General features: G+C 72.7%; 22 protein-coding genes. 5 read left to right on the top strand and 17 right to left on the bottom strand.

Features of this window, described 5'->3' with window-relative positions:
* Window positions 1-592 precede the first annotated feature (592 nt).
* Window positions 593-1,528: an HAD-IC family P-type ATPase gene (locus tag GUY61_RS39705; protein ID WP_313896498.1), complete on the top strand. Its 936-nt coding sequence runs from the start codon at window positions 593-595 to the stop codon at window positions 1,526-1,528.
* A gap of 44 nt (window positions 1,529-1,572) precedes the next feature.
* Here the strand turns inward: GUY61_RS39705 and GUY61_RS03965 are convergent, their stop codons facing one another.
* The 6 genes from GUY61_RS03965 to GUY61_RS03940 all read right to left on the bottom strand — a co-directional run bounded on the left by GUY61_RS03965 (window position 1,573) and on the right by GUY61_RS03940 (window position 7,539).
* Complete coding sequence (locus tag GUY61_RS03965) at window positions 1,573-1,929, bottom strand: MmcQ/YjbR family DNA-binding protein (RefSeq protein ID WP_166628632.1); 357 nt, start codon at window positions 1,927-1,929, stop codon at window positions 1,573-1,575.
* Window positions 1,926-3,239 carry a hemolysin family protein gene (locus GUY61_RS03960; RefSeq protein WP_166628631.1) on the bottom strand — a complete coding sequence of 438 codons (1,314 nt, stop codon included), beginning with the start codon at window positions 3,237-3,239 and terminating at the stop codon, window positions 1,926-1,928. Before GUY61_RS03960 ends, GUY61_RS03965 begins: the two co-directional genes overlap by 4 nt.
* 4 nt (window positions 3,240-3,243) lie before the next feature.
* Window positions 3,244-3,741: an rRNA maturation RNase YbeY gene (gene ybeY / locus GUY61_RS03955; protein WP_166628630.1), complete on the bottom strand. Its 498-nt coding sequence runs from the start codon at window positions 3,739-3,741 to the stop codon at window positions 3,244-3,246.
* 13 nt (window positions 3,742-3,754) lie between these two features.
* On the bottom strand, window positions 3,755-4,816 hold the full coding sequence (locus GUY61_RS03950) for a PhoH family protein (protein ID WP_166628629.1): 1,062 nt from the start codon (window positions 4,814-4,816) through the stop codon (window positions 3,755-3,757).
* Window positions 4,817-4,965: 149 nt separating this feature from the next.
* On the bottom strand, window positions 4,966-6,087 hold the full coding sequence (locus GUY61_RS03945; RefSeq protein WP_166628628.1) for a PfkB family carbohydrate kinase: 1,122 nt from the start codon (window positions 6,085-6,087) through the stop codon (window positions 4,966-4,968).
* Window positions 6,088-6,204: 117 nt separating this feature from the next.
* Window positions 6,205-7,539 carry an enolase C-terminal domain-like protein gene (locus tag GUY61_RS03940; protein ID WP_166628627.1) on the bottom strand — a complete coding sequence of 445 codons (1,335 nt, stop codon included), beginning with the start codon at window positions 7,537-7,539 and terminating at the stop codon, window positions 6,205-6,207.
* 322 nt (window positions 7,540-7,861) lie between these two features.
* Here GUY61_RS03940 and GUY61_RS03935 point away from each other — a divergent pair, with 322 nt between their 5' ends.
* Window positions 7,862-8,863, top strand: a complete 1,002-nt coding sequence (locus tag GUY61_RS03935) for a class I SAM-dependent methyltransferase (RefSeq protein WP_166628626.1) — start codon at window positions 7,862-7,864, stop codon at window positions 8,861-8,863.
* 79 nt (window positions 8,864-8,942) lie between these two features.
* Here GUY61_RS03935 and GUY61_RS03930 read toward each other — a convergent pair whose 3' ends face one another.
* The 8 genes from GUY61_RS03930 to hrcA form a co-directional block, all read right to left on the bottom strand.
* Window positions 8,943-9,935, bottom strand: coding sequence for an adenosine deaminase (locus tag GUY61_RS03930; RefSeq protein ID WP_166628625.1), 993 nt, complete (start codon window positions 9,933-9,935; stop codon window positions 8,943-8,945).
* Window positions 9,936-9,974: 39 nt separating this feature from the next.
* A complete protein-coding gene (locus GUY61_RS03925) occupies window positions 9,975-10,880 on the bottom strand; it encodes a ribonuclease Z (protein ID WP_166628624.1) in 906 nt (301 codons plus the stop codon).
* 15 nt (window positions 10,881-10,895) lie between these two features.
* Window positions 10,896-11,255, bottom strand: coding sequence for a histidine triad nucleotide-binding protein (locus GUY61_RS03920; protein ID WP_166628623.1), 360 nt, complete (start codon window positions 11,253-11,255; stop codon window positions 10,896-10,898).
* 50 nt (window positions 11,256-11,305) lie between these two features.
* Complete coding sequence (locus tag GUY61_RS03915) at window positions 11,306-11,962, bottom strand: hypothetical protein (RefSeq protein ID WP_243766164.1); 657 nt, start codon at window positions 11,960-11,962, stop codon at window positions 11,306-11,308.
* A 131-nt stretch (window positions 11,963-12,093) separates the two neighbouring features.
* On the bottom strand, window positions 12,094-12,843 hold the full coding sequence (locus GUY61_RS03910; protein ID WP_166628622.1) for a 16S rRNA (uracil(1498)-N(3))-methyltransferase: 750 nt from the start codon (window positions 12,841-12,843) through the stop codon (window positions 12,094-12,096).
* Entirely contained in the window at window positions 12,840-13,901 is a 1,062-nt protein-coding gene (locus GUY61_RS03905) for a nitronate monooxygenase (protein ID WP_166628621.1), read from the bottom strand. Before GUY61_RS03905 ends, GUY61_RS03910 begins: the two co-directional genes overlap by 4 nt.
* Window positions 13,902-14,000: 99 nt before the next feature.
* Complete coding sequence (gene dnaJ, locus GUY61_RS03900) at window positions 14,001-15,137, bottom strand: molecular chaperone DnaJ (protein WP_166628620.1); 1,137 nt, start codon at window positions 15,135-15,137, stop codon at window positions 14,001-14,003.
* A complete protein-coding gene (hrcA, locus tag GUY61_RS03895; protein WP_166628619.1) occupies window positions 15,138-16,154 on the bottom strand; it encodes a heat-inducible transcriptional repressor HrcA in 1,017 nt (338 codons plus the stop codon).
* Window positions 16,155-16,316: 162 nt separating this feature from the next.
* Here hrcA and GUY61_RS03890 point away from each other — a divergent pair, with 162 nt between their 5' ends.
* Window positions 16,317-17,054 (top strand): MBL fold metallo-hydrolase, encoded by a 738-nt coding sequence (locus GUY61_RS03890; RefSeq protein WP_166628618.1) that lies wholly within the window; start codon window positions 16,317-16,319, stop codon window positions 17,052-17,054.
* Between the two features lie 19 nt (window positions 17,055-17,073).
* A complete protein-coding gene (locus GUY61_RS03885; protein WP_166628617.1) occupies window positions 17,074-17,907 on the top strand; it encodes a DUF3097 domain-containing protein in 834 nt (277 codons plus the stop codon).
* A gap of 117 nt (window positions 17,908-18,024) precedes the next feature.
* Here the strand turns inward: GUY61_RS03885 and hemW are convergent, their stop codons facing one another.
* Both hemW and GUY61_RS03875 read right to left on the bottom strand, forming a co-directional pair.
* Window positions 18,025-19,257 carry a radical SAM family heme chaperone HemW gene (gene hemW, locus GUY61_RS03880; RefSeq protein ID WP_166628616.1) on the bottom strand — a complete coding sequence of 411 codons (1,233 nt, stop codon included), beginning with the start codon at window positions 19,255-19,257 and terminating at the stop codon, window positions 18,025-18,027.
* A gap of 88 nt (window positions 19,258-19,345) precedes the next feature.
* On the bottom strand, window positions 19,346-21,277 hold the full coding sequence (locus GUY61_RS03875) for a SpoIIE family protein phosphatase (RefSeq protein ID WP_166628634.1): 1,932 nt from the start codon (window positions 21,275-21,277) through the stop codon (window positions 19,346-19,348).
* Between the two features lie 289 nt (window positions 21,278-21,566).
* Between GUY61_RS03875 and GUY61_RS03870 the strand changes: the two genes are divergently transcribed.
* Entirely contained in the window at window positions 21,567-22,151 is a 585-nt protein-coding gene (locus GUY61_RS03870; RefSeq protein ID WP_166628615.1) for a two-component system response regulator, read from the top strand.
* A 42-nt stretch (window positions 22,152-22,193) separates the two neighbouring features.
* Here GUY61_RS03870 and GUY61_RS03865 read toward each other — a convergent pair whose 3' ends face one another.
* A complete protein-coding gene (locus tag GUY61_RS03865; RefSeq protein ID WP_166628614.1) occupies window positions 22,194-23,669 on the bottom strand; it encodes an FG-GAP-like repeat-containing protein in 1,476 nt (491 codons plus the stop codon).
* Window positions 23,670-23,878 lie beyond the last annotated feature (209 nt).

The raw sequence follows: 23,878 nt of genomic DNA, 5'->3' as shown, positions 1-23,878 counted from the left end.
AGTCGACCGCGCCCACCGAGTAGGGCGTGTCGTGGATGTTGGACGGGTGCAGCCCCGCCTCGCCGCCGTCCGCGCGCGCCCAGCGCGGCTTCGGGCCGACCAGCCGCACGCCCGCCGCAGGGTCACGGCCCGCCCGTCGGCCCCGGACGCGGAAGCCGCTGGGTCCGCACCCTCCGAGCCGGAGCAGGCCTCCGGCCGGTCCCCCGGGCCGGACCCGGTCCCCGACGAAGCACCCGCACCGCACCGCCGCGGGGCACAGGGCCAGGAACCCGCACCCGGGTGGCGGACGGACCACAACGGGACCCCGGCGCCCACGCCCGGCGCGAGCCGCGCGAACCGCCCCGCGCCCGGCGAGGAGGGCCGGGCCGCCGGGCCGGACGGCGACGGCGGGGCGGACACCGGCCGAGAGCTCCCGCCCGAGCAGGAGACGGCAGCCACCCGGCAGGCGGACGACACCCGGACCCCGGCGCCCGCGCCCACGCCCGGCGCGGAGGCCCGGGGCGCAGGGCCGGAGCCGGGTGCGGGTGCGGTGCGCGGTGGAGCACCCGAGGTGGGGCGCGGCCAGGAGGCCGGCCCCGGCCGGGGAGGCGCTGTGCGGCAGGCGGGGGACGGGCTGGTGGTGACCGGGGAGGAGATCGCGGCGGGTGAGGTGGGCGACCTCACCCGGGTGCGGGTATTCGCCAGGACCAGCCCGCCGCAGAAGCTCGACATCGTGCAGGCGTGGCGCAGCCACGGCGGAGTGACGGCCATGACCGGCGACGGCGTCAACGACGGCCCCGCGCTGCGGCAGGCCGACATCGGCGTCGCCATGGGCAGCCGCGGCACCGAGGTCGCGCGCCAGGCCGCGGACCTGGTGCTGGCCGACGACGACCTCGGCACGGTCGTCGCGGCGGTGGAGGAGGGACGGCGCATCTACGACAACATCCGCCGCTTCCTCCTGTACGGCCTCGCGGGCGGCGCGGCCGAGATCGCCGTCATGCTGCTCGGCCCGCTCATGGGTCTTGCACTGCCGCTGCGGGCCGGGCAGATCCTGTGGATCAACCTGCTCACCCATGGCCTCACCGGCGTCGCCATGGGCGCGGAACCCGCCTCGCCGCAGGCCATGAACCGCCCGCCCCGGCCTCCGCAGGAACACGTGCTGGGTGCGGGGCTGTGGAACCGCGTGCTCGCGCTCGGTGCCCTCGTCACCGCCGTCAGCCTCGTCGCGGGCGTCTGGGCCGACCGGCGCGGCGGCCCCTGGCAGAGCATCCTGTTCCTGTCGCTGCTCGCCGCGCAGCTGGGAATCTGCCTGGGCCTCCGGGAGCGCCTGTGGTCGCGGGAGAACCCGTATCTGCCCGCCGCCGTCGCCGCCTCCGCGGTTCTGGGCCTCGCGGCGGTCTACGTACCGGCGCTGCGCACCATGCTGGACACCGAGCCGCTGAGCGGGAGGGAGCTGCTGCCCGCGCTGCTCGCGGCCCTGATCGGGCTGGTGGCGGGCCGCATCGCGCTCCGCACCGCCCGGCGCGGCAGGCACCCCGCCCGCACGTGAAGGGCGGGGGGACGGTCCGGACGGCTGCCCCAGGGCCCGCGTCGTCAGGGCCGGTCGAGCCGGAGCCGTTCCGCCTTCGGCAGGCCCGCCACCACCAGGTCGTACGAGTCCTCGATCAGCTCGCGCACCGTCCGGTCGGGCAGGCTGCCGTCCAGGGTCACCGTGTTCCAGTGCCGCTTGTTGAGGTGCCAGCCGGGTTCGACGGCGGCGTGAGCGGTCCGCAGCCGGACGGCCTCCTCCGGGTCGCACTTCAGGGAGACCTTCAGCGGTTCGCCGCCCAGGTCGCTCAGCGCGAACATCTTCCCGGCCACCTTGAAGACGGAGAACTCGGGGCCGAAGGGGAAGTCCTCCACCGCGGCGGCGAAGCCGAGGCAGAAGGACCTGAGCTCCTGTGGTGTCACGTTTCCGCGCCGCCCTCCGCGGCCGAGTCCGCGGTCACCTGGACCGGCTCCACCAGCACGGTGACGATCTTGTTGCGCCGCCCTGCGGGGGACTCGGCGGTCAGCCGCAGCGAGCGCTCGTCCGGCAGGTCCACGACGGCGGAGGCACCGGCGATCGGCACCCGGCCGAGGGCCTTCGCCAGCAGGCCGCCCACGGTCTCCACGTCCTCGTCGTCGAGTTCGTCGAGGCCGTACAGCTCGCCCAGGTCGCCGATGTCGAGACGGGCGGTGACGCGGTAGGAGCCGTTGCCGAGGTCTTCGACCGGCGGCAGTTCCTCCCGGTCGTACTCGTCCGTGATCTCGCCGACGATCTCCTCGAGGATGTCCTCGATGGTGACGATGCCGGCCGTGCCGCCGTACTCGTCGACGACGACCGCGACGTGGTTGCGTGCCTGCTGCATCTCGCGCAGCAGGTCGCCCGCGTTCTTCGTGTCGGGAACGAAGACGGCGGGGCGCATCACCGTGGAGACCAGGTCGTTCTCGGAGTCGCGGTTGATGTGGGTGCGCCGGGCGAGGTCCTTCAGGTACACCATGCCGACGATGTCGTCCTCGTTCTCGCCGGTCACCGGGATGCGGGAGAAACCGGAGCGCAGGGCGAGGGTGAGTGCCTGGTGGACGGTCTTGTAGCGCTCGATGGAGACGAGGTCGGTGCGGGGCACCATGACCTCCCTGACGAGCGTGTCGCCCAGCTCGAAGACGGAGTGCACCATGCGGCGCTCCTCGTCCTCGATGAGGGACTCGCGCTCCGCGAGGTCCACCATGGCCCGCAGCTCCGCCTCGCTCGCGAACGGGCCCTTGCGGAAGCCCTTGCCGGGGGTCAGGGCGTTGCCGATGAGGATCAGCAGCTGCGGGATCGGGCCCATGATCCGGGCCAGCGGCAGCAGGACGTACGCCGATGCCGTCGCCGTGTTCAGCGGGTGCTGGCGGCCGATGGTGCGAGGGGAGACGCCGACGGCCACATAGCTGACGAGGACCATCACGCCGATGGCGATGGCCAGCGCCTCCCAGGTGGCGTCGAACTCCTGGAGGCAGACGTACGTGACGAGGGAACCGGCGGCCATCTCGCAGGCCACCCGCACCAGCAGCGCCACGTTCAGGTAGCGCGTCGGGTCGCCGGCCACGAGGGCCAGCTTGACGGCGCCGCGCCGGCCCGAGCGGACCGCCTCCTCGGCGCGGAAGCTGCTGACCCGCGCGATGCCCGCCTCGGCGCAGGCCGCCAGCCAGGCGACGACGACCAGCAGGACCGCTCCGGTGATCAGTTGACCGGTCACCGGGTCACCGGGTGGTGGGGGCGGGGGACGGCCCGGTCACGCCGTGCTCGGCGCGCCAGTCGTCGATGATCGCCGCCTGGAGGCCGAACATCTCGGCCTTCTCGTCGGGCTCCTCGTGGTCGTAGCCGAGGAGGTGGAGCACTCCATGGACGGTGAGGAGCTGGAGTTCCTCGTCCATGGAATGCCCCGTGGGAGCGTCCAGGCCCTGCTTCCGCGCGACCTCGGGGCAGAGCACGATGTCGCCGAGCAGCCCCGGCGGGGGCTCCTCGTCGTCCTTGCCCGGCGGACGCAGCTCGTCCATGGGGAAGGACATGACGTCCGTGGGGCCGGGGAGGTCCATCCACTGCATGTGCAGCTGCTCCATGGCCGCCTCGTCCACGACGATCACCGAGAGCTCGGAGAGCGGGTGGATCCGCATACGTGCGAGGGCGAAGCGGGCGACGTCGAGGATGGCCTCTTCGTCGACCTCGGTGCCGGACTCGTTGTTGACGTCGATCGACATGTGCTGTTGGGCTCTACTTCCCGTGCCGGCCGTTCCCGCTGTCCCGCTGGTCCTGCTTGTCACGGCCACCGTTGACGTTGTCGTACTTCTCGTACGCGTCGACGATACGGCCGACCAGCTTGTGCCGGACGACATCGGTGGACGTCAGACGCGAGAAGTGCACGTCCTCGACGCCCTCCAGGATGTCCTGCACCTGGCGCAGACCGCTCTTGGTGCCGCCGGGCAGGTCGATCTGTGTGACGTCGCCCGTGATGACGATCTTCGAGTCGAAGCCGAGCCTCGTCAGGAACATCTTCATCTGCTCGGCGCTGGTGTTCTGGGCCTCGTCCAGAATGATGAACGCGTCATTCAGTGTGCGGCCGCGCATGTACGCCAGCGGGGCGACCTCGATCGTGCCCGCGGCCATCAGCCGGGGGATCGAGTCCGGGTCCAGCATGTCGTGCAGGGCGTCGTAGAGCGGACGCAGGTAGGGGTCGATCTTCTCGTAGAGCGTGCCGGGCAGGAAGCCGAGGCGCTCCCCGGCCTCCACCGCGGGCCTGGTCAGGATGATCCGGTTGACCTGCTTGGACTGCAGGGCCTGGACCGCCTTGGCCATGGCGAGATACGTCTTGCCCGTACCGGCGGGACCGATGCCGAAGACGATCGTGTGCTTGTCGATCGCGTCGACGTACCGCTTCTGGTTGAGGGTCTTGGGCCGGATCGTGCGGCCGCGGCTGGAGAGGATGTTCTGGGTGAGGACCTCGGAGGGCGTCTCGACACCCGTGCCCGAGGTCTCCTCTCTCAGCATGGCGATCGAGCGTTCCACTGCGTCCTCCGTCATCGGCTGTCCGGTGCGGAGCACCAGCATCATCTCGTCGAACAGGCGCTGGACCAGAGCGACTTCCTTCGCATCCCCCGCCGCACTGATCTGATTGCCTCGCACATGAATGTCGGTGGAAGGGAACGCCTTCTCGATCACGCGCAGCAGGGCGTCGCCGGATCCCAGGACCGTCACCATCGGATGCTTGGCGGGAACGGTGAAGTGGGCTCGGGCCTGCCCCGGCGCCGGGGTCTGTGCTGTGGGTGTCTGAGTCATGGGCCGGCTCTGTGGCCTGCGCATACCTCCGTGTGCAGGGTTCTCGCTGCTCGACAACCTCGTACGTCAAGAGTACGACCTGCCGCCGACAGGGCCGAGGGCTTTTTCCTCCTCCGCCACATCCGTACCCGGGCCGTGGCCCCTCTCAATCAGGAGCCGCTGCGGAAGCCGATGGTCGGGACGGCCCTGCGCAGCGGCCACGGGTGGGCCGCCTCGGGCACCAGGTCCTGCAGGAACGCGTATCTGCGCAGCGCCTCCGGGTCCTGCGCGGGGTGCGTGCGGACCTGCTCCCACCAGGCGGCGACCTCCGACCAGCCGGGCGCGGACAGCGAGCCGCCGAACTCCTGCACCGACAGGGCGGCCGTCAGTCCGCCGAAGGCCAGCCGGTCGGCCAGCGGCCACCCGGCGAGGGTGCCGGCGACGAACCCGGCGACGAAGACGTCGCCCGCCCCGGTCGGGTCCAGCGCCTCCACCTTGATGGCGGGCACCTCCGCCGACTCTCCGGTCGCGGCGTCCACGGCGTACGCGCCCTCGGCGCCCAGGGTGACGACGGCGAGCGGCACCAGTTCGGCGAGCCGGTGCGCGGCGGCGCGCGGGCAGGTGGTGCGGGTGTAGCGCATGGCCTCCTCCGCGTTGGGCAGGAACGCCTCGCAGTACCGCAGGTCGGCGAGGTCGGCCGGGTCCCAGCGGCCGGTGTCGTCCCATCCGACGTCGGCGAAGATCCGGGTTCCCTTACGGGCCGCCTGGGCGACCCATTCGGCCTGCCTGCCCGGCGTCAGCGCGGCCACGGCGGCCCTGGCGGAGGGCGGGCAGTCCGGCGCGGGCTCCTGCGGCGGTGCCTCGTGGCCGTGGGAGACCATGGTGCGCTCGCCCTCGTAGGCCATGGAGACGGTGACCGGCGAGTGCCAGCCGGGGACGGTCCGCGACAACGACAGGTCGATGCCCTCGCCCTGGGCGAGGGCGTCCCAGCAGTACTCCCCGTAGTGGTCGTCCCCGAAGGCCGCGGCCAGCGAGGTGCGCAGGCCCAGCCGGGCCAGCGCGGTGGCCATGTTCGCGACCCCTCCGGGACTCGATCCCATGCCGCGCGCCCAGGACTCGGTGCCGCGCACGGGTGCGGAGTCGAGGCCGGTGAAGATGATGTCGAGGAACACCGTCCCGGTCAGGTACACGTCGTAGACGGGGTCCTTGGGCGAGCGCAGCCGCGCCAGCGGATCCACAGCGGTGTGCGGGTGCTGTCCGTTCTTCCGGTTGAGGGTGCTCTCGGCGGCCACGTGTGCTCCGGGGTGTGCGGTGCTCGGTGACGCCCAGTGTGCCCGATGCGTTCCGGTCCGCGGCCGGATCCGCGCGGAAGGCGTCCACGGCCACGGCCCCGGCGGCGCGGCGCGGCCCTACCAGCGCGGCACGGGCGGGGCCGTCCACGACGGGTCGGCGAGCCGCATCGCCGCGGCGTCGTCGCGGTCACGCATCGGGCCGTGCGCGGCCTCGTCGAGCCAGCGCGCGTGGAGCGCGGCGAGCCGGTCGCGGTCGAGTTCCACGCCGAGTCCCGGAGCGTCGGAGACCGCGATGCGGCCCGCGCGGAACCGGAGCCGTTCGGTGAGGACGTCCTCGGTCTGCCAGGGATAGTGGCTGTCGCAGGCGTGGTCCAGGCCGGGAACGGTGGCCGCGACGTGGGTCATCGCGGCGAGGCTGATGCCGAGGTGGGTGTTGGAGTGCATGGACAGTCCGACGCCGAAGGTGCGGCAGACCGCGGCGAGCTCCTGGGTCCTGCGCAGTCCGCCCCAGTAGTGGTGGTCGGAGAGGACGATCTGCACGGCGTCCGAGGCGAAGGCCTCCGGGATCTCGGAGAACGTCGTCACGCACATGTTGGTGGCCAGCGGGATGTCCGTGCCGGCGGAGACCCGGGCCATCCGGGCCGTGGTGGAGGCCGGGTCCTCCAGGTACTCCAGGACGCCCTCCAGCCGCCCGGCGACGTACAGCGAGGTCTCCACCGACCAGGCGCCGTTGGGGTCGAGGCGCAGCGGCCGGCCGGGGAAGGCCTCGGCGAGGGCGAGGACGGCGGCGATCTCCGCGTCGGGTTCGAAGACGCCGCCCTTGAGCTTGAAGGAGGCGAAGCCGTGCTCGCGGGCGAGGCGCGCGGCCTGGCGGACGATGCCGGCCGGGTCGAGGGCGGCGTCCCAGCCGTCGTCCTCGCCCCGGCCGCCGGGGTGTCCGGCCCAGCGGTAGAAGAGGTACGCGCTGTAGTCGACCGCGTCCCTGACCCTGCCGCCGAGCAGCGCGTGCACGGGCAGTCCCCGCGCCTTGCCGAGGGCGTCCAGGCATGCCACCTCGAAGGCGGAGACGACGGACAGGCGGAGCTTCTCGGCGGTCCGGACGCCGCGCAGTCCGCCGGCGTCCACGACGTCGGCGTCGGCGTCGGCGTCGGCGTCGGCGTCGGCGTCGGCGTCGGGGGAGTCTCCGCACACGCGGGCGGCAAGATCCGGCAGCACGTTCAGATCGGTGACCCGATGGCCCGGCAGCGCCTGGGCGAGGGGACGGGCGAGCCGCAGGTACGCGGTGTCGCCGTAGGTCTCTCCGACGCCGGTGACGCCACCGGCGGTGACGACCTCGACGATCAGCCGGGGCGTGTACGGCTGGTGCACGCCCTGGGTGTTGAGCAGCGGCGGGTCGGCCACGAGGACCGGGGTGAGCCGCACGTCGGTGACCGTGAGGTCCTTCGGGTTCATCGGTGCGCTCCTACGGGGTCGGTTCCGTCGGTTCCGGGACGTGCGGGTCGTGCACACCACAAGGCGCTGTCCAGATATGAGAATGGACAGTAAGTACGTGAACGGAGGTCGGTCAAGGGCGCCCGCCGTACGCCGACGCCCGGTGCCGCTTGGAGGGGCGCGCACCGCCGCCCGCGCGGTGGCGCGGGCCCGCGGCCGATGCCGTTCAGCTCCGCAGTGCCGACTGTCGGCCTGCCGGCCGCCCTGCGTTCACGCGTGGCCGACAGGGTATTCCGTCCCGTCCGGAGCGCAGCCCGACAACGACCGAGACCGCGAGGAAACCATGTCCCTCGGCAAGCTCTACTCCCAGCTGGGCGATGTCGTACTCCCGGCCGCCGTCCCCTACTCCCAGGTCAGTTCCTGGGAGCTGCGCTTCCTCTATCTGCTGGGACGCAGCCGGCTGACCGGTGAGGGTCAGCTGATCGAGCTGGGGTCGGGGGGCGGCGGATCGACGTACGCCCTCGCGCTCGGCCTGAGCGAGAACCCGGGCTTCGACCGGAGCGGCGGCCGGCTGCACGCGTACGACTTCTTCCGGGTGGGCAAGGGCACGTTCGCCTCGCCGAAGTTCTTCAAGGGCGGTGCCGCGCCGCAGGACAGCGATTCCTTCCTCGGCGACTTCAGGGACAAGCTCGCGCCGTTCATCGACTTCATCGAGGTCCACCCCGGCGACATCTGGCAGACCTCCGACGAGAACGACCGCAGCCCCATCGAGTTCCTGCACGTCGACATCGCCAAGACGGCGCGGGTGTGGCGCTGTGTGGCCGAGCGCTTCCTGCCCCGGCTGGAGCCCGGCTCCCTGGTGCTGCACCAGGACTTCGCCGGTCCCCGGCTGCCCTGGCTGCACTACAGCACCGGCGCGCTGCTGCCCTACATCGAGATCGCGGGGCCGCCCATCCGCTCCACCCTCGCCTTCGAGGTGGTCCGGCCGATCCCTGCGAAGGTGCTGACCGCCCTCGCCGAGGACTCCTTCGGCACACACGAGAAGCTCAGACTCATCTCGGCCGTCCAGGAGGTCGTCGACCGCGACCACACCGGCGGGATCCCCTTCGGGTCGGTGCTCGAACTGGCCAAGGCGTACGCCGTCCACTACGAGGGCGACCACCGCAGGGCCTGGCGGATCGCCGAGCCGCTGAAGTCCGACGACTATCTGAGCGCCACCCGCGCCGACCACTTCGAGCAGTTGGAGCGCGCCCTGACGAAGACCGGGCCGGACACCCGGCGGCCCCGGCAGCCGCGGCGGTCCCTGCTGCGCCGGCTGGCCGGGCGGCTCGGGCGGCGTTCCTAGCCGCCCGCGCCGCCCGGATCCGACCTCCGCACCCGGGTGGTCGGCCCCGCACGGCCGGACCGCGTCAGCCGGACCCGGGTCAGCCGAACCGGTAGGACTCGACCTCGGCGAGGCAGCGCGCCCTGCGCTCCTCGTCGTCGTCGAGGAACGCCGCGAGGAAGGAGTTGCGGGCCAGCTCGCGCAGCTGTTCCGGACCCAGCCCCAGCGTCCGTCCGACCGCGTCGAAGTTGTCACCCACGTACCCGCCGAAGTACGCGGGGTCGTCCGAGTTCACCGTGCACAGCAGCCCGGCGGCCATCATGTGCGGCAGCGGGTGCTCCTTCAGCGTGCCCACGGCGCGCAGCCGCACGTTCGACAGCGGGCACAGCGTCAGCGGCACCCGCTCCCGCGCCAGCCGCCGCACCAGCTCCGGGTCCTCCACGCAGCGCAGGCCGTGGTCGACGCGCTCCACGCCCAGCAGGTCCAGGGCCTGCCCGATGTACTCCGGCGGCCCCTCCTCCCCCGCGTGCGCGACCCGGCGCAGCCCCAGCCGTGCCGCCTCCTCGTACACCTCGCGGAACTTCGACGGCGGGTTGCCGGCCTCCGCCGAGTCCAGGCCGATGCCGGTGATCAGGTGCAGGTACGGCCGGGCGGCCTCCAGGGTCTCCATCGCCGACGCCGCGGGCTCGTCCCGCAGGAAGCACATGATCAGCCGGGTGGAGATGCCGTGCCGCTCCGGGGCGCGGTCCAGTGCCCTCGCCAGACCCTCGATCACCGTGCCGATGCCGAGGCCGCGCGCCGTGTGCGCCTGCGGGTCGAAGAAGATCTCCGCGTGGCGCACGCCCTGTGCGGCGGCCCGCGCCAGGTATGCCTCGGCGAGTTCCTCGAAGTCCGCCTCGGTGCGCAGGACGGCCATGAGAGCGTAGTAGAGGTCCAGGAATGACCGCAGGTCCTCGAACTCGTACGCCTTGCGCAGGTCGTCGGTGCCGGCGTACGGCAGATCGACGCCGTTGCGCGCGGCAAGGGAGAGGGCGAGCTCGGGCTCCAGGGTGCCTTCGATGTGCAGGTGGAGTTCGGCCTTGGGAATGGGCATTACCGGATGGTACGCCGGGCGGTGCCGCGTCCCCGGGGATCAGTGCCGCTTGGGCACGGGAACCCGCAACAGGTCGTGGGCGACGGTCAGCTCGCCCTCGAACCCGGCGGCGCGCGCCTGCCGCTCCCAGGCGTCCGGCTCGGTGTACCGCTGCGAGAAGTGGGTGAGGACGAGGTGCCGCACGCCGGATTCGGCGGCGATCCCTGCGGCCTGACCCGCCGTGAGATGGCCGTACTCCTCGGCGAGCGCGGCGTCCTCGTCCAGGAACGTGGCCTCGATGACCAGCATGTCGCAGCCCTCGGCGAGCGCGTACGCCCCGTCACAGAGGCGGGTGTCCATGACGAAGGCGAATCTCTGCCCGCGCCGGTGCTCGCTGACCTCGTCGAGTGTCACGCCGTTCACGGTGCCCTCGCGCTGGAGCCGCCCCACGTCCGGCCCCCGGATGCCGCGGGCGGCGAGCCTCTCGGGCAGCATGCGGCGCCCGTCGGGCTCGACCAGCCGGTAGCCGTACGACTCGACGGGATGGGACAGCCGCCGCGCCTCGAGCACGTACGACGGCTCCTCGGCGAGGGGGCCGTCGGCGTCCACCGGAGCCTCGGTGAGGTCGACGGACTCGCGGTACGCCGTGGCGTACCGGAGCCGGTCGAAGAAGCGCTGCCCCGAGCGCGGGTAGTGCGCCGTCACCGGGTGCGGGACCCGGTCCAGGTTGATGCGCTGGATCACCCCGGCCAGGCCGAGGGAGTGGTCACCGTGGAAGTGCGTGACGCAGATCCGGTTGATGTCGTGCGCGGCGACCCCGGCGCGCAGCATCTGGCGCTGGGTGCCCTCACCGGGGTCGAAGAGGATGCCCTCGGCGTCCCAGCGCAGCAGGTACCCGTTGTGGTTGCGGTGGCGGGTCGGCACCTGGCTCGCCGTGCCGAGCACCACCAGTTCGCGTACGGACACGGTGTGGTCCCGGGCCTATCCGGGAGGCCATTCGAGGCCGCGGCCCCCGAGGACGTGGGCGTGGGTGTGGAAGACGGTCTGCCCCGCGCCGGGACCGGTGTTGAGGACGATGCGGAAGCCCGTGTCCGCGATCTTCTCCTGCGCCGCGACCTCGGCGCACGCACGCAGGACGTCGGCGGCGATCTGCGGCTCGGCGGCGGCGAGGGTGCCCGCGTCCGGGTAGTGGACCTTCGGGATCACCAGGACGTGGACGGGAGCCTGGGGGTTTATGTCGCGGAAGGCGTACGTCGTCTCGGTCTCCCGTACGACGTCGGCCGGCACCTCCCCCGAGACGATCTTGCAGAACAGGCAGTCCGCCTGTGCCTCACCGGCCATGGTCCGGGCCTCCTCGGTACGCCGATCATGTGCGTCAGTACAGCGGCATGCTACTTGGCCGTACCGGCGGGCGAGGCGGTGACGGTCACGGTGACGGTTGCCGCGGGGCCCGGCGCGGGCGGCCGGGCGGACGGGGTGGCCGGGCCGGGGGCCGGAGCGCGGATGGTCGAAGACGCCGAGCAGTTGCCGAGGAGGGTGGCGCGGAAGAGCGTGTCCCCGTCCACCTTGGCGGTCATGTCACCCCTGACGCACCGTCCGCCGACCTCGTCGGTGACCTTCCCCGCGAGGGTGATGTCCTTGCCGTCCCTGGTCTCCCCCTCGCAGTCGACGCTCGCCACGTCCTGTGCGGACCGGCTCGGTGCGGGCGTCCTCGCGGCGGCGGTACCGCCGCCCGCGCCACTGCCGTTCGATGCGTCGGCGTTCGGGGAACCACCGGTCCCGGCGCTGCTGCCACTGCCTGTGCCACTGCCCGTGCCGCTGCCCGTGCCGCCGCTGGTGCCGACCGTCGCCGAGCAGCTGAGCCACTGGACTTCGACACCCTGGCTCTCCAGGGCCCGGGTCCCGGTCGTGTCGGTGGTGAGTGCCACCCCCATGGAGGTCAGCCCGCCGCCCGTGGCGGCCGGATCACACGCCACGAGACCCACTGCCACCACTCCGGCGAACCCGGCTGCGGCCAGGGCACGCCCGTATCGTTTCGTTGCGCCCATGGGAGCGAGCCTGCCACGCGCCGGGCGGGCCGTGGTAGTCGGCTTGCGGACAGACGGAGGTGACGCTGCGTCAGAACCGCCCGTCGGGACGAGCGACCGTCAGGAGCCGCGGCCGACAGGACCGGCAGCCGTCAGGACCAGCGGCCGGTCCGCCCCAGCAGCAGGGCCACGGCCGCCGTGCCCGCCGTGGAGGTGCGCAGCACGGTGGGGCCCAAGTGGCAGGTCAGCGCGCCCGCCTCGGTGAAGAGTGCGACCTCCTCGGGCGAGACGCCTCCCTCCGGGCCGACGACGAGCACGATCGAGCCCCGCGCGGGAAGGTCCACCGTGGCCAGGGGGACGGTTCCGTACTCGAAGTCCTCGTGCAGGACGGCCGCGAAGTCGGCTTGGGCCAGAAGGCCCGCGACCTGCTTGCCCGTCATGGCCTCCGCGACCTCCGGGAAGCGGACCCTGCGTGACTGCTTGCCGGCCTCACGGGCCGTGCTGCGCCACTTGGCGAGCGCCTTGGCGCCCCGGTCGCCGCGCCACTGGGTGATGCAGCGGGAGGCCGCCCAGGGCACGATCGCGTCGACACCGGTCTCCGTCATCATCTCCACGGCGAGTTCGCCGCGGTCGCCCTTGGGAAGGGCCTGGACGACGGTGATGCGGGGCTCGGACGGCGGCTCCTCCGCCACCGAGTCCATCCGCACGACGAGCCGGTCCTTGCCCTCCGTGTCCGTCACCACGCACTCCGCCCAGCGGCCGGTGCCGTCGGTCAGGACGACGTCCTCGCCGGGCCGCAGCCGCTTCACGGAGACGGCGTGCCGCCCTTCGGGTCCTTCGAGCACATACCGGCCGCCCGGGCCCGCGTCGAAGTGGTCGACCACGAACACCGGTGCCGTCATGACTGCTTCCTCGCGCTCTCCAGTTCGGCGGTCAGCACCTCGACCAGCTGCCCCGCAGGCAGCTCCCGGGCCATGCGGTGGCCCTGGCCCGCCCACAGGGCCATGCCCTGGGCGTCACCGGCCGCGGCCGCCGCCCTGCGCAGCCCGGAGGTGAGGTGGTGGACCTGGGGGTAGGCGGCCGGGGCGTACGGACCGTGCTCCCGGACGAAGCGGTTGACGAGGGCACGCGCCGGTCGTCCGGAGAAGGCCCGGGTCAGTTCGGTGCGCACGAACATCGGGTTGGTCAGGGCCTGTTTGTGCAGGACGTTGGCGCCCGACTCGGGGCAGACCAGGAAGGCCGTGCCCAGCTGTCCCGCCTCCGCGCCGGCGGCCCGGACCGCCGCGATCTGCGAACCCCGCATCAGGCCTCCGGCGGCGATGATCGGCAGCTGCACGGTCTCGCGGACCTGCGCGACGAGCGAGAGCAGCCCCAGTCCCGCGCCCGGGCCGTCCGCCTCGGGGCCGTCGCGGTGGGTGCCCTGGTGACCGCCGGCCTCCGCGCCCTGGGCGCACACGGCGTCCGCGCCCGCCCACTGGGCGGCCTGGGCCTCCTCGGGGGTGGTGACGGTGACCACGGTGGTCGTGCCGACCCTGGCGAAGGCGTCCAGCACGTCGCGGGTGGGGCAGCCGAAGGTGAACGAGACCAGCGGAACCGGGTCTTCCAGGAGGATGGCCAGCTTCGCCTCGTACCCGTCGTCGCTGCCGGCGTTCGGGTCGCCGAGCGGGGTGTCGTACCAGGCGGACTCGCCGGCCAGGTGACCGGCGTAGACGTCCACGGCGGCGGGGTCGGCGTGGTCGGGCTGCGGCATGAAGAGGTTCACGCCGAAGGGGCGCGAGGTCGCCCCTCGCAACTGCTTGATCTCCTGGTACATGCCGTCGGCGGTCTTGTACCCGGCGGCGAGGAACCCGAGGCCGCCGGCCTCGGACACGGCCGCGGCGAGCTGCGGGCACGCGGCGCCGCCCGCCATGGGGGCCTGCACGATCGGGAACCGGCAGAGATCGGTCAGTGCGGAGGACATGCACGCATCGTGCCACGTCCCCCGCACGGCCCCGAATCGGCCCTCGGGGCGTCGGGGCAGCCGTTCGGCCTCACGGCCGGCCGGCCCGGCCGACACCGGTCACCGGCCGTTGAACGCATCCTTCAACCGCGAGAACAGCCCCTGCTGCCCCGGCTGGAACTGGCCCATCGGCCGTTCCTCGCCCCTCAGCACCGCGAGCTGGCGCAGGAGTTCCTCCTGCTGCGGGTCGAGCTTGGTCGGGGTCTGCACCTCGACGTGCACGATGAGGTCGCCGCGGCCGCCGCCGCGGAGGTGGGTGACGCCGCGCTGGTGCAGCGGGACCGACTGGCCGGACTGCGTGCCGGGCCGGATGTCGATCTCCTCCATGCCGTCCAGGGTCTCCAGCGGAACCTTCGTCCCGAGGGCTGCGGCGGTCATCGGGATGGTGACCGTGCAGTGGAGGTCGTCGCCGCGGCGCTGGAACACCGCGTGCGGCAGTTCGTGGATCTCGACGTAGAGGTCACCGGCGGGGCCGCCGCCGGGGCCGACCTCACCCTCGCCCGCGAGCTGGATGCGCGTGCCGTTGTCCACACCCGCCGGAATCTTGACGGTGAGCGTCCTGCGGGACCTGACCCGGCCGTCGCCCGCGCACTCCGGGCAGGGGGTCGGCACGACCGTGCCGAAGCCCTGGCACTGCGGGCAGGGCCTGGAGGTCATGACCTGGCCCAGGAAGGACCGGGTGACCTGGGAGACCTCACCGCGGCCGCGGCACATGTCGCAGGTCTGCGCGGAGGTGCCGGGCGCCGCGCCCTCGCCGCTGCACGTCGCGCAGACGACGGCGGTGTCGACCTGGATGTCCTTGGTCGTGCCGAAGGCCGCCTCGTCCAGCTCCACCTCGATCCGGATCATCGCGTCCTGGCCGCGGCGCGTGCGCGACCGGGGGCCACGCTGGGACGCCGTGCCGAAGAAGGCGTCCATGATGTCGGAGAAGTTGCCGAAGCCGCCGGCTCCGAAGCCGCCCGCGCCACCGCCGCCGCTGGACGACAGCGGGTCGCCGCCGAGGTCGTAGACCTGCTTCTTCTGCGGGTCCGAGAGGACTTCGTAAGCGGCGTTGATCTCCTTGAACCGCTCCTGCGTCTTCGGATCGGGGTTCACATCCGGGTGCAGCTCGCGCGCGAGCCGGCGGAACGCCTTCTTGATCTCGTCCTGCGAGGCATCACGCCGCACGCCGAGGACCGCGTAGTAGTCCGTGGCCACTTACGACTCCGCCAGGATCTGTCCGACGTAACGTGCCACTGCGCGTACCGCTCCCATCGTTCCGGGGTAGTCCATGCGGGTCGGTCCGACCACGCCGAGTTTGGCGACTGCCTCGTCGCCAGAACCGTAGCCGACCGCGACGACGGATGTGGAGTTGAGCCCCTCATGGGCGTTCTCATGCCCGATACGCACGGTCATGCCTGGGTCCTTGGCCTCGCCGAGCAGCTTGAGGAGCACGACATGCTCCTCCAGCGCCTCGAGCACCGGCCGGATCGTGAGGGGGAAGTCGTGGCCGAAGCGGGTCAGATTGGCGGTGCCGCCGATCATCAGGCGCTCCTCGGTCTCCTCGACCAGGGTCTCCATGAGCGTGGCCAGCACGACCTGCACGGAGGCGCGGTCCTCCGCCTCGAAGGACTCGGGCAGGTCCTGCACCAGCTGCGGGACGTCGGCGAAGCGCCGCCCCACCACCCGGCTGTTGAGCCGGGCCCGCAGATCGGCCACCGAGGTGTCGCCGACCGGGGCCGGGCAGTCGACCATGCGCTGCTCGACCCGTCCGGTGTCGGTGATCAGGACGAGCATCAGCCGTGCGGGTGCCAGTGACAGCAGCTCGACGTGCCGCACCGTGGAGCGCGTCAGCGACGGGTACTGCACGACGGCGACCTGCCGGGTCAGCTGCGCCAGCAGCCGCACCGTGCGCCCCACCACGTCGTCGAGGTCGACGGCGCCGTCCAGGAAGTTCTGGATGGCGCGCCGCTCGGGCGACGACAGCGGCTTCACGCCCGCCAGCTTGTCCACGAACAGGCGGTAGCCCTTGTCGGTGGGGATCCGGCCCGCGCTCGTGTGGGGCTGCGCGATGTACCCCTCGTCCTCCAGGACCGCCATGTCGTTACGGACGGTCGCCGGCGAGACGCCCAGCCTGTGCCGCTCGGTGAGCGCCTTCGAGCCGACCGGCTCCTCGGTGCCCACGTAGTCCTGGACGATGGCGCGCAGCACTTCGAGCCTGCGTTCACTGAGCATCGCGCACACCTCCAGCTGTCTTTCCCGGTCCCGGCCTGGCACTCGATGCGCGCGAGTGCCAGCTTCCCCCGAGCCAGTGTACGGCCGGGTAGTACACACCTAGCAAGAGCGGCCCGTCACGGTACCGCGCGACGACGTGCGCTCCTCGACTAGCGTCCCGGTATGGACATCGATTGGGAAGGCCAGGGATGGGAGCGGCTGGGCCCCGGAACCGGCCGGCGCCGGCTGCCCGGCTGGGACTGCACAGTGGGCCTTGTCACAGGCGACTCGGGCGCCCTTCTGGTCGACTGCGGCTCCACCATCCACGAGGGCGCCGAGGTGCGCGAACAGGCACAGCGGCTGCTCGGCGGACGCCGGGTCACCCACCTGGCGCTGACGCATCCCCACTTCGACCACGTCTTCGGCGGAGCCGCCTTCGCGGGTACGGAGGTCTACGCCGCCGTGGGCGCGGACGCGCTCATGGCGCGTTCCAAGGACGAGATGTGCGAGGACGCGGTGCGTCACGGTGTGCCGCCCGGCCCCGCGGCCGAGGCGGCCGACTACCTCGTCACACCGCACCACCTCGTCAGCGGCGAGTGGACCCTGGACCTCGGGGACCGGCAGGTCCTGCTGGCCAATGTGGGCCCCGGCCACACCGCCCACGACCTCGCCGTGCTCGTTCCCGGTGCCCCCGGCGGTACCGAGATCGTCTTCTGCGGGGACCTGGTGGAGGAGTCCGGCGAGCCGCAGGCGGGCCGCGACGCCATTCCCTCCCAGTGGCCTGCCGCCCTGGACCGGCTGCTGGCGCTGGGCGGCGAGGACGCGCTGTACGTGCCGGGGCACGGGGCCACGGTCGACGCCGGGTTCGTACGCGCCCAGCGCCGCTCCCTGGCGGCGCGCTTCGGTGTGTCGCCGTCGTGATCGTCCTACTGTCGGTCGGGTGCGCCATTACAGCCCCGATCTGACACCGCCGTGGAAGAAGCAGGCCCCCGCCCCCGAGGTGGTGGCCGAGCCCGACCTTGTCGTCGAGGAGGTGACGACGGGCTTCTGCGGGGCGGTCATCCGTACGGAGAAGACCGCCCAGGGCCCGACCGTCACCCTGGAGGACCGCTTCGGCAAGCACCGCGTCTTCCCCATGGAGCCCCGCGGCTTCCTCCTCGAAGGCCGCCCCGTCACCCTCGTACGCCCCAGGGCGGCCGGCCCGCTGCCGCCGGCCCGCACCGCGTCGGGGTCGGTCGCGGTCCCGGGCGCCCGCGCCCGGGTGGCCCGCGCCGGCCGCATCTACGTGGAGGGGCGCCACGACGCGGAGCTCGTGGAGCGGGTCTGGGGTGACGACCTGCGGATCGAGGGCGTCGTCGTCGAGTACCTGGAGGGCATCGACGACCTTCCCGCGATCGTCGCCGAGTTCGCGCCCGCCGCCGACGCCCGCCTCGGCGTCCTGGTCGATCATCTCGTCCCGGGCTCCAAGGAGTCCCGTATCGCCGCACAGGTCACCGACCCGCACGTGCTGATCGTCGGCCATCCCTTCGTCGACGTCTGGCAGGCGGTGAAGCCGGCCGCCCTGGGCATCCCCGCCTGGCCGTCGGTGCCGCGCGGCCGGGACTGGAAGACGGGCGTGTGCGAGGCACTGGGCTGGCCGGCCGACACGGGGGCGGCCTGGCAGCACATCCTGTCCAGGGTGCGGTCGTACAAGGATCTGGAGCCGGAGCTGCTGGGCAGGGTCGAGGAGCTGATCGATCACGTGACCATGACGGAGGACACCCCGCGCCGCTGACGGAAACCCCGGGCCGGTCCCGGGGGCCCGTTCCGTTCACGGGAACGGTTCCGTCGCAGGGGGCTTCCGTCCAGTGGCCCGTCGGGCCGGTCCCCGGTATCCCGGCCCCGCGGCCCGTCAGTCCACCAGGTCCCGCACCACCGCGTCGGCCAGCAGCCGCCCCCTCAGCGTCAGCACGGCACGCCCGGCGGCGTAGGGACCGGCCTCCAGCAGCCCGTCCGCGAGGGCGCGGCGGGAGGCCGCGAGGCCGGCGGGCCGCAGGACGTCCAGCGGGCAGCCCTCCCGCAGCCGCAGCTCCAGCAGCACGCGCTCCACCCGCCGGTCCTCGTCGCCGAGCACTTCGCGCCCGGCCCCCGGCGTGCGCCCCTGCGCGAGGGCCGCCGCGTACGCGCCCGGGTGCTTGACGTTCCACCAGCGCACGCCGCCGACATGGCTGTGCGCTCCGGGCCCGGCACCCCACCAGTCGGCGCCGCGCCAGTACAACTCGTTGTGCAGGCACCTGGCGGCCTCGCCGGTGGCCCAGTTGGAGACCTCGTACCACTCGAAGCCGGCGCCGCCGAGCATCTCCTCGGCGATGAGGTACCGGTCGGCGTGCACGTCGTCGTCGGTCATCGGCACCTCGCCGCGCCGGATCCGCCGGGCGAGCCGTGTGCCCTCCTCGACGATCAGCGCGTACGCCGACACATGGTCGGGCCCGGCGCCGAGCGCCGCGTCCAGCGAGGCCCGCCAGTCCTCGTCGGACTCCCCCGGGGTCCCGTAGATCAGGTCCAGGTTCACATGATCGAACCCTGCCGCCCGCGCCTCCCCGACACAGGCCTCGGGCCGCCCGGGGGTGTGTGTGCGGTCCAGGACCTTCAGCACGTGCTGCCGGGCGCTCTGCATCCCGAAGGAGATCCGGTTGAAGCCACCGGCCCGCAGCTGTTCGAGGTAGGCCGGGTCCACGGACTCCGGGTTGGCCTCGGTGGTGATCTCCGCGCCGTCCGCGAGCCCGAATTCCTGCCGGACGGCGTCGAGCATCCGCACCAGGTGCCCTGCGTCCAGCAGGGTCGGCGTACCGCCTCCGACGAAGACGGTGTCGACGCTGCGGGGATCGTCTCCGAGCACCTTCCGCGCGAGGCGGATCTCGTCGGCGAGCGTCTCGGCGTAGTTGTCCCGGGAGGCGAGGACACCGCCGGAACCGCGCAGCTCGGTGGCGGTGTACGTGTTGAAGTCGCAGTAGCCGCAGCGCGTGGCGCAGTACGGCACATGCAGATAGAACCCGAGGGGTCGCCCGGCGGCGCCCTCCAGGGCGGACGCGGGCAGCGCCCCGCTCTCGGGCAGGGGCTCACCATCGGGCAGTACGGAAGGCATGCCCCCCATTGTCCCAGGCGCCGGAAACCCCCGGCCCCGCCACGCTCCGGGGCCGTGGGTGGGGCCGGGGCCCGCCGGCTCGTGCGGGTCAGCGGGCCTGGAGGACCAGGAGGGCGAGGTCGTCGTCGGGCGGAAGGGGGGAGTAGTCGTGGACGAGGGTTCTGATCCGCTCGGCGACGCCCCGGGCACCGAGGCCCGCGCAGCCGGACAGCGCGGCGGAGAGCCCGTCGCCGTCGTCGAACTGGCGCTGGCCGTCCCCGCTGCGCCGCTCGGTGACGCCGTCGGTGACGCAGAGCAGGGTGTCACCGGGCTTCAGCAGAAAGGTCTCGCTGCTGTACGGGGCGCCGTCGACGACGCCCAGCAGCAGCTGCGGCTGCGCGACGGGCCGCACGGACCCGTCGGGGCGCAGCAGCAGCGGCAGCGGGTGCCCGGCGCTGGAGAGCGTGCAGCGCACCCCCTCGCGCTCCGGCACCAGCTCGCCGTACAGCACGGACAGGAAGCGCGACGGGTCGCCCGCGCCCGCGGACACCGATGCCTCCGCCGCCTCCGTGGCATCGTCCAGGAGCAGCCTGTTGAGCCGGTCGAGGACCTCGGCGGCCTGGTAGCCCTCGCGTGCGAGGAGCCGCAGCCAGGGCCTGGCGAGGCCCGTGACGACGGCGGCCTCGGGCCCGTTGCCGCAGACGTCGCCGAGGGCGAAGCACCAGCGGCCGTCGCCTGCCGGGAAGACGTCGTAGAAGTCTCCTCCCGCGACGCCCTGTCCCCTGGGCTCGTACACCAGGGCGCTCTCCACCCCCGGGATCTCGGCGACCGCGCTGGGCAGCAGCCCCTGCTGGAGCACCCGGCTGATGGTGACCTGCCTGGCGTACTGGCGGGCTGCGCCGATCGCCAGGGCGACACGGCGGGCGAAGTCCTCGACGAGGCCGGTGACCTCGTCCGGCAGCCGCGGTTCCACGGTACGGCCGAGCAGCAGCACGCCCAGGGTGCGGCCGCCGGCGAGCAGTGGGTAGGCGACGGCCGTTCCGTCACCCTCGCCCGCGGGGGCGAAGGACGGCGGCCGCACGGGAACGGGCTGGGGCGTCCCGTCGCCCGGGACGGCCGGCGGGTCCTTCTCCAGGGCGGCGCGGAGCTCGTCGATGAGGTTCTCGCTGCGGTGCCAGACGCGGGCGAGCCGGGACGGGCCGGCCGGGCGGGAGGTGCCGGGGTGTCGGCCGGTGCCGTTCTCGTCGCCCAGCCAGACGGCGCACCAGTCGGCGAGGCGCGGCACGAGGAGCTGGCAGGCGAGGGCGGCGACCATGTCCTCGTCGAGCTGGCCGGTGAGGAGGTCGGAGGCCTCGGCGAGGAAGGTGAGGGCGCCCCGGCTGATCCAGTCGCGCTCCTCGCCCCACCCGCGCCCGGCGCCCCGTCCCTCCTCCTGGCCGGGACCCTCCGCCCGGCGGTGCTCCCCGCCGGGCGCGGACTCCTGTCCGTGTCCGTCCCCGTGTCCGTCCCGGAGCCCGTGCCCGTGCCCCGTGCGTGCGGGAGACTCCACGGCCTCGGGGGCGTAAGGCGGCCGGGCGGGCGCGAGGATGTCGGCGACGCTCAGGCCGAGCGGGTCGAAGGCCGAAGCGGGGTCGGGCACCCCGACGGACAGCCGGGCCCAGACCGCCTTGCGGTTGCCGCGGTAGGTGATGCCCCACGACTCGGAGAGCGCGGCGACCAGGCCGAGGCCGCGCCCGTACTCGCGCAGGCCCGGGGCCTCCTCGAAGGGGGCCGAGGCCTCCCGCCTCACAGCCCTGGCGGGATGGTGGTCGCCGACCTCGACGCGCAGCGCGGCGGGCTCGCCGTCGTACGCCTCCTCGATCCGGCACAGCACGTCGACCGCCGTCCCGGCGTGCACGACGGCGTTGGTGACGAGCTCGCTGACGAGGAGGACGGCGTCCTCGGCGAGCCGCTCGTCGATCCGCTCGGTGCCCGGGAGTCCCACGGCGGTCCAGCCGGAGAGCGCGCCCCGTACGAAGCGGCGGGCGGCGGCGGGTGCCATCGGACTGTCCGGCAGGCTGGTGCGCGCGGCACAGCGGCCCTCGGCCGGTGTCAGGGCGTGCGGCAGCACCTGCGGGAGAGGGCGAGACCTCGGTAAAGACCTCACTGTGCGGCTCCAGGAGAGAGTGTGCAGTGAGCAGTTCGGACAATGCACCGCTTGTGTCCCTCACAGGGTGACAGACTGAGCCCGCCCATGTGCACGGAGTCACCGAAGTGGGCCACCATGAACAGAACCAGTGCCATTCAGCCAACTTCTGACGACAGCGGGACAACACTGTGAGGCCGACCGTATGAGCACCGGGGTCGCTGCCGATGAACCGGCGCGCATATTGATCGTGGACGACATGGAGGACAACCTCGCCGCCCTGGAGGCGGTTCTCGCCTCCCTCAACGAGCCGCTGGTACGCGCGCGTTCCGGCGGTGAGGCCGTCGCGGCCCTGCTGCGGCAGCGGTTCGCCGTCGTCCTGCTGGACGTGCACATGCCGGGCATGGACGGTTTCGAGACCGCGACCCGCATCAAGCGCCTCGACGGGGCCAGGGACGTGCCGATCATCTTCCTGACAGGGAAGGACAACGACAGTGCGTTCGCCTTCCGGGGCTACTCCACGGGCGCGGCGGACTTCATCGGCAAGCCCTTCGACCCGTGGGTGCTGCGCGCCAAGGTGAACGTCTTCCTCGACCTGCACCGCAAGACGCGCCAGCTGGAGCTTCTGCTGGCGCGGGAGCAGGCGCAGTTCGCCGAACTCGCGGACCGGGTCCTGGCCGTCGAGACGGCGCTGTCCCGCGGCGGCGACGCGGCCTCCGCCGAGCTGTGCGACCGCGTCTCGCGCCTGGAGGAGTCCCTGCGCGGACTGCGGCCGGGGCTCACGCGCTAAGGCCCGGCGTGTGCGGCCGGCTCGCGCCGGCCGCACACCGTGTCAGTTGGCGGCGTTGGCGCCGAAGACCGGGTAGCCGTCGGTGGAGACGCCGACCGACGTGGTCGACAGCGCCCGCGAGCCGGTCGTGGTGATCTTCGTGCCTCCGGACGGCAGGTAGGTCAGCGACCCGTTGAAGTCGTTCTCGCCCTGCGCGCCGACGAGCAGGTCCGACTTGCCGTCGCCGGTGACGTCGGTCAGCTTGACCTCGGCGCCGAAGTAGTCCTCCTTCTCGTCGCCGCCGGGGACACCGGCCGTCGACTGGGCGAAGTACTGCGAACCCGACGAGGTGTTGAGGCCCGAGGCGGAGCCGTACAGGACGGTGACCGCGCCGGTGTCGACCACGCCGCCCAGGTTCTCTCCCGGCGCGGAGATCGCCAGGTCCTGGTAGCCGTCGCCGTTGATGTCGCCCAGGGACAGTTCGCTGCCGAACCAGTCGCCGCGCTCCGAGCCTCCGGGCACGTTGCCTGTGTCCTGGGTGACGGCGACCGCGGTGTCCGGGCCGCTCTCGGAGCCGTAGACGATGTGGGCCTTGCCGCCGGTGGAGGACTCGGGGACCGAGGGGCTGCCGTCGTTGGACGGGTCCCAGGACTGGCCGGTGACGATGTCGCCGTAGCCGTCGCCGTTCACGTCGCCGATGGCGGTGATGACGCCGCGCTTGATCTCCTGCGCGTACGAGACGTCCAGGCCGGAGGCGGCCGTGCCGGGCACGTAGTAGTTCGTGTTCCAGCCGTACTCGCTGTCGGTCTCGTAGCCGTCGACGACGAGGTCGGTGATGTCGTCGCCGTTGACGTCGCCCGCGGTGAGGTTGATCGGGCCGGTCAGACCACCGGACTGGATCGGGGGCTTGACGGTGTACCGGGCTCCGTAGCCGCCCGAGCGCGTGATGCCCTTCTTGAAGACGTAAATGGTGCTGGACGAGGTGCCGACCGCCAGGTCCTCCTTGCCGTCGCCGTCGAAGTCGCCCGCGGCGAGGGTGTCGCCCCAGCGGTCGTGGGAGGAGACGGCGGGGTCCTTGAGGGTCGTCCCGCCCTTGAGGCCGGTCGACGAGCCCCACAGGATGATGACGGTGCCGCCGTCGGTGTCTCCGGAGACGTCCTCGTACGCCGCGGAGACCGCGAGGTCGTCGTAGCCGTCGCCGTCGAAGTCGCCGTAGGCGCTGATCCAGCCGAAGTGGTCACCGGTCTCGGCGCCGCCCGGGACACCGGTCGTGTTCTGGCTGAAGGTGGTGCGGGACGTGGACTTCACGCCGCTCGCGGAGCCGTACAGGGCGACGATCTGGCCGGCTTCCTTCTTGCCGCCGACGGTGGCGTTGCCCGCGGAGAACGCGGCGTCGCCGTATCCGTCGTTGTTGAAGTCGGCCTCGTGGTGGTGGACGGAGTCCGCGGCCGTCGCCGTCGCGGACGAGAAGGTGAGCAGCCCACCCGTCATCGCGGCAGCGGTGGCCGTCGCGAGGACGAGACGCCGGTGTTTGTGCATGCGGGGTTCTCCTGCTGCGTGCGGGGGACGCCTGGCAGGCGTCCCGCGGTCGTCGGGGGTCCGCCGGCCCCGTTCCGCCCGGGGTTGCCCCGGGGTTTGCCCTGGGTTCGCCCGTGCGTCATCGGGGCACGGCGATCATCAGACACGCGGAGCGGGCAAAGGGTTGTACCTGGGTCCTGAGGTCCCGGCGGTCTTTTTGCGATGCCCGT

Origin of the sequence: Streptomyces sp. GC420 (genome assembly GCF_009916105.1) — a bacterium.
GTDB lineage: Bacteria > Actinomycetota > Actinomycetes > Streptomycetales > Streptomycetaceae > Streptomyces.
The sequence above is the reverse complement of the archived record's forward strand: the minus strand, read 5'-3'. Positions and strand labels throughout refer to the sequence as shown.